Origin of the sequence: Bradyrhizobium sp. (assembly GCF_004799445.1) — a bacterium.
Taxonomy (GTDB): Bacteria; Pseudomonadota; Alphaproteobacteria; order Rhizobiales; family Xanthobacteraceae; genus Bradyrhizobium.
This window is the reverse complement of record NZ_SSNA01000065.1, coordinates 1-8,021: the sequence shown is the minus strand read 5'-3', so window position 1 is coordinate 8,021 and position 8,021 is coordinate 1. Positions and strand designations below refer to the sequence as shown.

The window sequence follows — 8,021 nt, the reverse complement described above, 5'->3', positions numbered from 1 at the left end:
GAGCGAAGCGCCACTCCCGTTCGGGGCTGCGCTGAGCACATGCGCCAGCAGCGACTGACCGGCCACGGGATGCAGGACCTTGGGCGCCGCGGAGCGCATGCGGGTACCCTCGCCGGCCGCGAGCACGATGGTCAGGCTGGTCCTGCCGGTCATCCGAATCCTTGCAGTTGCGGCCGATATTGCGCCGCCGTCGTCATAAAGCGTTTTTGTCCTGCATGGAAACCCGGATTCATCACCCGGTAAAATGCCGGGGATTCAAGTTGAGGGCCCATTTCCTGTTAATGTTTGCCGCGTGATTCGGTGGGGCCTTGGGGGGCCGAAGACTTCGTATGGCTAGGGATTCCGATAAGCGGGCGGGCAACTTCGAGACCGAGAATACCGGCGGCTTGCTCTCCGGCTTCCTGGCCGAGGAGGATGAATTCGACCGGCGCTCGCTATGGCGGCTAGGGTCGTGGGCGGTTGCGTCGGTCGGCGCGGTCATCATTGCGATGCTTGCCAACCAAACCTCGATCGGAACGCGGCGCGAACAGATCGCATCGGCCGATCTGGCGCGGCAGCAGATTCAGTCAGTCGCCAAGGAAAGCCAAAGCGAAGCCCGGCGCGTGGCCTCCGCCATCGAAACCCTGAACGGTGATCGTGATCGGCTGTACGCGCGCGTTTCGGTTCTGGAACAGGGCCTGGATTCGGTGACCGGCGCGATCGCGCGGCAAAGTTCCGCGGTGACGCCGCCGCAAGCCGCCGCCGCGCCCGCCGCCTCTGCTTCTTCGGCTGCAGCTTCTCCGGCTGCTGCTCCGGCCCCCGCTCCCGTGGCTGCCGTATCGGCAGAAGCGCCGACGATGGCGCAAAAACAGCCGGCCGCACCGGTGGTATCGCCGCTGGCGGCGATGCCGCCCGCACCTACGGAAAAGCCCCCGACGGTTGCCGCTGCAGTGGATCCCGCGCCAGCTGCGGCATCGTCTGGCGCGCAGGGGGGAGCTGCAAAGGCCCCTGCCGAAACGCCGGCGACGCCGCTGATGGCCTCGAAATCGATCATGGCGCCGCCCGATCCGGCGGCCGGAAAGCTGATCGAATCCAGCCTACCGCCCAAAACCGTCACCGCCGCGCCCATGCCGGAAATAGTGGCTGCAACTCCGCCCACCGAGGAAGCGGAGCCGGACAATGCCGCGCCGACGCCCCAACTCGCCGTCCAGCACACCGAATTCGGGGTCGATGTTGGCGGCGCGAACTCGCTTCCTGGCTTGCGCGCATTGTGGCGCGGGCTGCTCAAATCGCGATCGAATGCCGCGCTGACGGCGCTGCGCCCGATCATCGTGATCAAGGAAGGCAACAACGGCCTCGGCATGCAGCTGCGGCTGGTGGCCGGACCAATCAAGGATGCCGCGGCGGCGGCGAAAATCTGCGCCGCGATGACCGAAAACGATCGGACCTGCACGACAACGGTATTCGAAGGCCAGCGCTTGGCCATGAATGCCGACCAGCCGGCTGCCGACGCCAAGCCTCACGCCGCTGAGGTGCAGCCTGCTGCTGCAGCCAAACCCGCCGTGCACAAGCACTACACTTTCAAGCGAGCCGCCAGGGAGGAACCGGCCGCAAAACCGGAGCCTTCGACTTTGTCGCGGCTGTTCGGCACGCGGTAGACGTTCGAATACCTCTTGTTATTTCAATCGCTTGGGCTTCATTCTTCACGTATTTTAGGGATGTAGTGGCGGGGCGTTGTCTTGCCTGAGATTGCGCCGCATATTCGGCTTGCGCGGCTTCCGCAAAACTGGCTACCGGTCTTGCGGGTAGACGACGCAATGGGTCAGGTGTTTTGCTTGCGACTGGCCAGATTCCAGCACCCGGGAAATGACCTAGTGAAAAAAACTCCGTTTCGGCTGACGCCCTATCAGGTCCAATGGTTGCTGGTCGTCGGCTTCGCCACCGTCGGTTATGCGCTTTATGTGCGCTATTTCGCGATCGAGTTTTCCGGCGTGGCCCTGGCATGCGACGCCGGCCTGCAGACCATGCTCTGCAAGGCACGGCTGCTGGCAACCTACCTGTTTCGCCATTCCGTGTTCGGGATCGTGGCGCTGATCATCGCAACGCTGCACGTCATCCGGCCGTCGATCGTTCTGCTCACGGGCGGCCTGATCGTCGCCGGGTTGGGTGTCGTGCTGTACAATCTGGGGCTGTCGGGTATCGCGATCGGCCTGCTTATTCTGGGGTTCGCACGGCCCGCGCCTGCCACAGCGTAATCGCAAGCAGCAAGTAAGCGGCGCAGCTCCACAGCGACTGCCAATTGTCCGGTCCTTCGTTGAACGCCGTATAGATCGCCGCTCCCGCAAACAGTGCGGCAAATACCGTCTCGGCGACCGGGCGCATCCCCTCCTTCGGCCGATTGAGCAGCGCCAGCGCGGCAAACGGCACCACGGCCATGGTCAAGGCTGCGAAGGGAAAATCCTTGTAGCGTGGATCGAACACGAAGCCGAGCGCGCTCTGCGCGCCAATCAAGGCGGTCACTATCAGGGCCAGTCCGAGGATGATCGTCAGGGCCGACCGGTTCTGGTATTCACGGGGACCCAGCAGCTCCAGAAATGTCGGCAAGCTCCGTCCAGACATCAGGGCATTGGCGCACAGCACCGGTGCAGCGGTTGCGGCCGCCAGCAGCGAGCCCCACAGCAGCCAGCCACCAAACCCGTAGCTTTCATAGAACATCTTGTCGGCGGCCACCCCAAGCAGGATTCCGGCCGTTGTCGCCGATATTCCGACGGCGACCCAGGAGACGAGCCGCGGCGTCCAGGGCCTGCGCCGCAATGTCAGCCAGGCTGCGGCGAACGCCAGCACAGCCAAACCCATGCCGCTGCCCATCTGCAGCTTCCAGAACGGATAGTTGCTGATGGCGACACCGGGCGGGTATTTCAGGGCCCGCCGAACGGAGTCGAACAGGCCCCAATATCCGCCGACCGTTCCCTCGAGCTGGCGTTTCCACGGCTGATCATAGGCCTCGATCAGGTTGACGCGAAAGTTCTCGCGCTTGGCCAGATCGAGAATCTCCGAGACCACGCGGGCCTGGTTGGTGCGCGAGGGCAGCGCCGCGTCACGCATCCGTCCCTCGCTCGGCCAGCCGGTTTCCCCGACCAGGATTTCCTTGCCCGGAAACGCCACCGCCATCCTTCTCCTGATGGCGTCGACATGGGCGGCGGCATATTTCGCGCGGACCGGAAAATCCTCCCAGTAAGGCAGGATGTGAATGGTGACGAAATCGACGGCCTCATAGACTTCCCGATAGCGCAGCCAGAATTCCCAGACGTCGGCATAGGTCACGGGAACGGCGACCTGTGCCTTCACCAAGCGGATGGTGGCGGCAAGGTCTGTCGAGGTCATTTCACCGCGCAACAACACCTCGTTGCCAACCACCAGCGAGGTGATGGTGGCCGGATATTCCTTGGTCAGGCGCACGGCGGTCGAGATCTGCGCCAGATTTTTCAGCCGGTTGTTGCTGAGCCAGATTCCCTGGATGACCTTGAGCCCGACTTTGGCCGCGAGTTCGGGAACCTGATCAAGGCCGTTTTCGTTCGAATAGGTCCGCACGCAATCGGATATTTTGGCGAGCTGCGCCAGATCCTGGGCGATCTGTTCCTCGGAGATACGCGCGACCGGCGACAGCGGCGTTTGGTCGCCCCGGAACGGGGCGTAGGACACGCACATCAGCTTGGCGGCGGGATCGATCGGCGCGCGCGCCAGCGTAATCGGCGCGGCCAGCCACCACCACACCGCGGCAATCGCACCCAGGCAGATCAGGAGAAGCGCCAGCGGCGTACGAAGAGAAATCGGTTCCATCCTTCGGGCGGGGATCGTCGATTACCCGGTCACCGGCCGTCTGCCAAGAGCGGAAACGGCGCAACCGTCCGCGTTGGCGCCGGTTGGCTTTACCACAACATGATAAAGTTGTGACTTTGCTGGACAAAATCCGAAATGTCCGTCATGGGAATCCGGAAAAGGTTTCCGCCGCATTGGAGACCCATTTGAACGGCATCAAGCGAGCCGCGTCCCGGGCCAGGCGCGGGCTGGAAAAAGTCGGGGAATTTATGCGTCAACGGGTGCGAGAGCTTCAGACTGCGGTTTTACGCCACCTTGCCGCCTCCGGGCTTGCACTCCTGATCGGTATTGGAAGCGCGGGCGCCCAGAGCGGCAACCCGGCCGCCCCGGATCCGTCCGGCAAGCCCGCCGCCAGTCCGGCCGATGCCGCCAAGGACAGCCAGCACAAGACCGATGAATTCGTCGAGGCGGCGCAGGCGATCAACGGCCCCGCCGGAAACCCGGAATGTGTTTGGCTCGGCCGGCGGGTCGTTCGCCTGATGTGGCGCGACGATCTCGACACCGCCTTTCGTCATCTCGATCTTTACGACCGGTTCGGATGCCCCGGCGGGCATGTCCAGGCCACGTTCCGCTGCCTGACCCGATTTGGTGCGCAAATCGACGACAAGGTGCAAAGGAGCTTGGACGACCGGGTTCACGCCTGCTGGATCAATCCGGGCGCCCAGCCGCAGGCCGCCGCGGCGGCAACCCCGGCTCCGGCAGCCTCGACCGCCGGCAGCGTGACGCCGGCCGCCTCGGCCTCACCGGCGCCGGCCGCCGCACCCGCCGCGCCGGCGAAATAGCGATCTTCGACTTTGGCAGCGGCCCGAATTTTCACGGGTTGAGCCGCCGCGCCCTTAAAACGCCATCGCGTCATACCAGTTGTTAAATCGCGTGGCAGGACTATCCTTAAAGCTCCCGCCGTGTCGGTCGAACCTAGGGGACGGGTTCGCTTTCTTCCAATGCAGGCCCCGTATGGTCTAGTCGCGATGCGCGCCGTCGTCGCCGTTTTGTTTTTTGTAACCGCTGCTCACGCTGCGCTTTGGGGCCTATTCCAGCAGAAGCAGCAGGCTCCCGATTTCCGCGGTATTCTGCCGAGCGTATCCTACGCTCCGTTCGAGGGTACCGCGCATCCCGATGTCGACAACATCCCGAGCGTCGAGAAGATTCGCGCCGACCTGAAAAAGCTGTCGGCGATCACGCGCGCGATCCGCCTTTATTCTTCCACCGGCGGCGTCGAGCTGGTTCCGCCGATCGCCGCCGAATTCGGCCTCAAGGTCACCGTCGGCGCCTGGATCGACAAGAACGCCGATCGCAACGAGCGGGAGATCGATGCCGCCATCAATCTGGCCAGGCACAACAGCAATGTCATCGGCGTCGTGGTCGGTAACGAGACCATCTACCGCGGCGAGCAGAAGGTCGACGACCTGATCGAGCTCATCAAACGGGTGAAGAAATCGGTCAATGTACCCGTGACGACAGGTGAAATCTGGAACATCTGGCGAGATTTTCCGCAGCTCGCCTACTCCGTCGATTTTATCGCCGCGCATGTGCTGCCTTATTGGGAAAACTTCACCGACAAGCAGGCCGTGGACCAGGCGGTCGCCATGTTCCAGCTGCTGCGCGATCAGTTTCCAGGCAAGCGGATCGTCATTGCCGAATTCGGCTGGCCGAGCGCCGGCTACAATTTGAGGAACGCGGTTCCCGGTCCGCTCGAGCAGGCGGCGGTGTTGCGCAACTTCGTGAGCCGCGCCGAAGCCATCGGCATGGACTACAATATCGTCGAGGCGATCGATCAGCCCTGGAAGTTCTTCGAGGGTGGCGTCGGCCCCTATTGGGGCATCTTGAATGCCGCGCGCGAGCCGAAATTCGCCTGGACCGGCCCGATCGTGAACCCCGACTACTGGAAGCTTGCGACCATCGCCGTTCTCGTCGGCATCCTGATGTCGTTGCCGATCCTGAGGCTTGCCCAGCCGACCGTCATGCAGTCGCTGACCCTGTCGGCGGCGGCCAACGGCGTCGGGGCATGGACCGCCACGGTGTTTGCCTATTGGGCCGGGCATTACTTCGTTTTCGGCTCGGCCTTTGCCTTGACGCTCGGCCTGATCCTGCTGGTCCCGCTGGTGCTGATCGCGATCGCCAGGATCGAGGAAATCGCCGCCATCGCCTTTGGCCGAAAACCACGCCGCCTGCTCGCCAAAGGCGCGCCGCTGGTGCCTGCCACCATCGGCGACACCGTGACCTTCCCGAAAGTCTCGATCCATGTCCCGGCCTATTTCGAGCCGCCGGATATGCTGAAGCAGACGCTCGATGCGGTCGCACGCCTCGATTATCCGAATTTCGAATGCGTGGTGATCATCAACAACACGCCGGATCCTGCGTTCTGGCAGCCGATTCAGGATCATTGCCGCGCGCTTGGCGAGCATTTCAAGTTCATCAACGCCGAGAAGGTCGAAGGCTTCAAGGCCGGCGCGCTGCGCATCGCCATGGAGCGGACCGCCGTCGATGCCGAGATCATCGGCATTATCGACGCCGACTATGTGGTGGAGCCGGATTGGCTCAAGGACCTGGTGCCGGTTTTTGCCGATCCCCGCGTCGGCCTGGTGCAGGCGCCGCAGGACCATCGCGACGGCGACACCTCGCTGATGCACTACATCATGAACGGTGAATATGCCGGATTTTTCGATATCGGCATGGTCCAGCGCAACGAGGTCAACGCCATCATCGTTCACGGCACCATGTGCCTGATCCGCCGCGCGGCGATGGACATGGCCGGCGGCTGGGCCGGCGACACCATCTGCGAGGACACCGACCTGGGGCTCGCCATCATCGAACACGGCTGGCTGACGCACTATACCAACCATCGCTACGGTTACGGCCTGTTGCCGGACACCTACGAGGCCTTCAAGAAGCAGCGCCATCGCTGGGCCTATGGCGGCTTCCAGATCGTCAAGAAGCACTGGCGCCGTTTCCTGCCGGGGGCGAGCCGGCTGACGCCCGACCAGAAGCGCGAGTTTTCGCTGGGTTGGCTGAACTGGCTAGGCGCCGAAAGCATCGGCGTGCTGGTCGCCATCCTCAATCTGATCTGGGTGCCCATCGTCGCCTTTGCCGACATCGCCATTCCCGACCGGATCCTGACGCTGCCGATCATCGCTGCGTTCGTGGTCTCACTGCTGCATTTCATGATCCTGTACCGGCTGCGCGTGCCGGTGAAATGGGGACAGATGTTCGGCGCCATGGTGGCGGCGATGTCGGTGCAATGGACGGTATCGCGCGCGGTGGCCAACGGATTGATCACCGAACATCTTGCCTTCGCCCGCACGTCGAAGGGCGGCTTGTCGCGGATGTCGATCGAGTTCCAGGCATTCTGGGAAGCCGTCATCGGGGTGCTGCTGCTGGTTGGCGCCGCCGTGCTCGTGGTCACCAACAGTTTCAAGGAAATCACCGAGATCTACATCTTCGCTGCGGTATTGGTGCTGGAAAGCCTGCCGTTCCTGTCGGCGGTGGCGATCGCCATTCTGGAGAGCTCGCGGCTCAACTCGTTCGCCTTCTGGCGCGATACCGGCATTCGCACCGCCGAACTGATCGGGCTGCGCCCGGTGGCGATGCCGACGGTGGCAGGCCCATCGCAACCCGTGGCCTCGGAGATTCATCCCGAAGCCAGTTGACGGCAGGCGGGTTTGTCTCCAGCGGCGCGCCTGAAGAAATCGCGCTAACAGGCCGGATTATTGAGGAAATCCGACCTCCTCCAGCGGCGTATTCGGGGTTTGCCGCGCTATTGACCCGCACCCAGCGGACCCCTACACAGCGCCTCACGTGAGCGCGTAGCTCAGGCGGTAGAGCACGTGACTTTTAATCATGGGGTCGAGGGTTCGAGTCCCTCCGCGCTCACCAAGCAAAATCAAACACTTGTAAAGGTTTCGAAGATCCGACGAAATCGCCTGTGTCTGCACCGTGTCTGCAAACGCGTTGCCGCCCTCCCCGCGGCGGGGAATTGAGCCGTCAAAGCGCGCCTATGACACGAGGCATTGTCATGTCAGATGAATTCGATCGGGATTTTGCGGGCGCCGACGATGCCAAGGCGAAGCTTCGCGCTGCGATGGCGTTTCTGCTCAAGGGCACTACCAACACCGCTCGCCACGTCGCTGCGCTGGAGATTATGGAAATCCTGCGCCAGGTCGCGA

General features: G+C 63.1%; 6 protein-coding genes and 1 tRNA gene. 5 read left to right on the top strand and 2 right to left on the bottom strand.

Annotation, left to right across the window (positions count from 1 at the left end):
- A partial coding sequence (locus tag E8A46_RS08955; protein WP_291559588.1) for an NTP transferase domain-containing protein occupies positions 1 to 153 on the bottom strand: 153 nt, incomplete at its 3' end.
- Between the two features lie 176 nt (positions 154 to 329).
- On the opposite strand from E8A46_RS08955, the gene E8A46_RS08950 reads away from it, so the two are divergent.
- Positions 330 to 1,637, top strand: a complete 1,308-nt coding sequence (locus E8A46_RS08950; RefSeq protein WP_291559586.1) for a hypothetical protein — start codon at positions 330 to 332, stop codon at positions 1,635 to 1,637.
- A gap of 216 nt (positions 1,638 to 1,853) precedes the next feature.
- Positions 1,854 to 2,234 (top strand): hypothetical protein, encoded by a 381-nt coding sequence (locus tag E8A46_RS08945; protein WP_291559584.1) that lies wholly within the window; start codon positions 1,854 to 1,856, stop codon positions 2,232 to 2,234.
- On the opposite strand, the gene E8A46_RS08940 is transcribed toward E8A46_RS08945, so the two are convergent.
- A complete protein-coding gene (locus tag E8A46_RS08940; protein WP_291559582.1) occupies positions 2,194 to 3,819 on the bottom strand; it encodes a beta-(1-6) glucans synthase in 1,626 nt (541 codons plus the stop codon). The two genes, E8A46_RS08945 and E8A46_RS08940, sit on opposite strands and share 41 nt — an antisense overlap.
- 248 nt (positions 3,820 to 4,067) lie before the next feature.
- On the opposite strand from E8A46_RS08940, the gene E8A46_RS08935 reads away from it, so the two are divergent.
- The 3 genes from E8A46_RS08935 to E8A46_RS08925 all read left to right on the top strand — a co-directional run bounded on the left by E8A46_RS08935 (position 4,068) and on the right by E8A46_RS08925 (position 7,731).
- Entirely contained in the window at positions 4,068 to 4,640 is a 573-nt protein-coding gene (locus tag E8A46_RS08935; protein WP_291559580.1) for a beta-1-3, beta-1-6-glucan biosynthesis protein, read from the top strand.
- A gap of 186 nt (positions 4,641 to 4,826) precedes the next feature.
- Entirely contained in the window at positions 4,827 to 7,505 is a 2,679-nt protein-coding gene (locus E8A46_RS08930; protein ID WP_291559578.1) for a glycosyltransferase, read from the top strand.
- A gap of 150 nt (positions 7,506 to 7,655) precedes the next feature.
- Positions 7,656 to 7,731: transfer RNA gene (locus tag E8A46_RS08925), tRNA-Lys, on the top strand.
- The last annotated feature ends 290 nt before the right edge of the window (positions 7,732 to 8,021 follow it).

Excerpts from the sequence above, each read along its gene's own strand:
- E8A46_RS08950 (WP_291559586.1), top strand. The coding sequence starts at position 330 with ATGGCTAGGGATTCCGATAAGCGGGCGGGCAACTTCGAGACCGAGAAT.
- E8A46_RS08940 (WP_291559582.1), bottom strand. The coding sequence starts at position 3,819 with ATGGAACCGATTTCTCTTCGTACGCCGCTGGCGCTTCTCCTGATCTGC.
- E8A46_RS08935 (WP_291559580.1), top strand. The coding sequence starts at position 4,068 with ATGCGTCAACGGGTGCGAGAGCTTCAGACTGCGGTTTTACGCCACCTT.
- E8A46_RS08930 (WP_291559578.1), top strand. The coding sequence starts at position 4,827 with ATGCGCGCCGTCGTCGCCGTTTTGTTTTTTGTAACCGCTGCTCACGCT.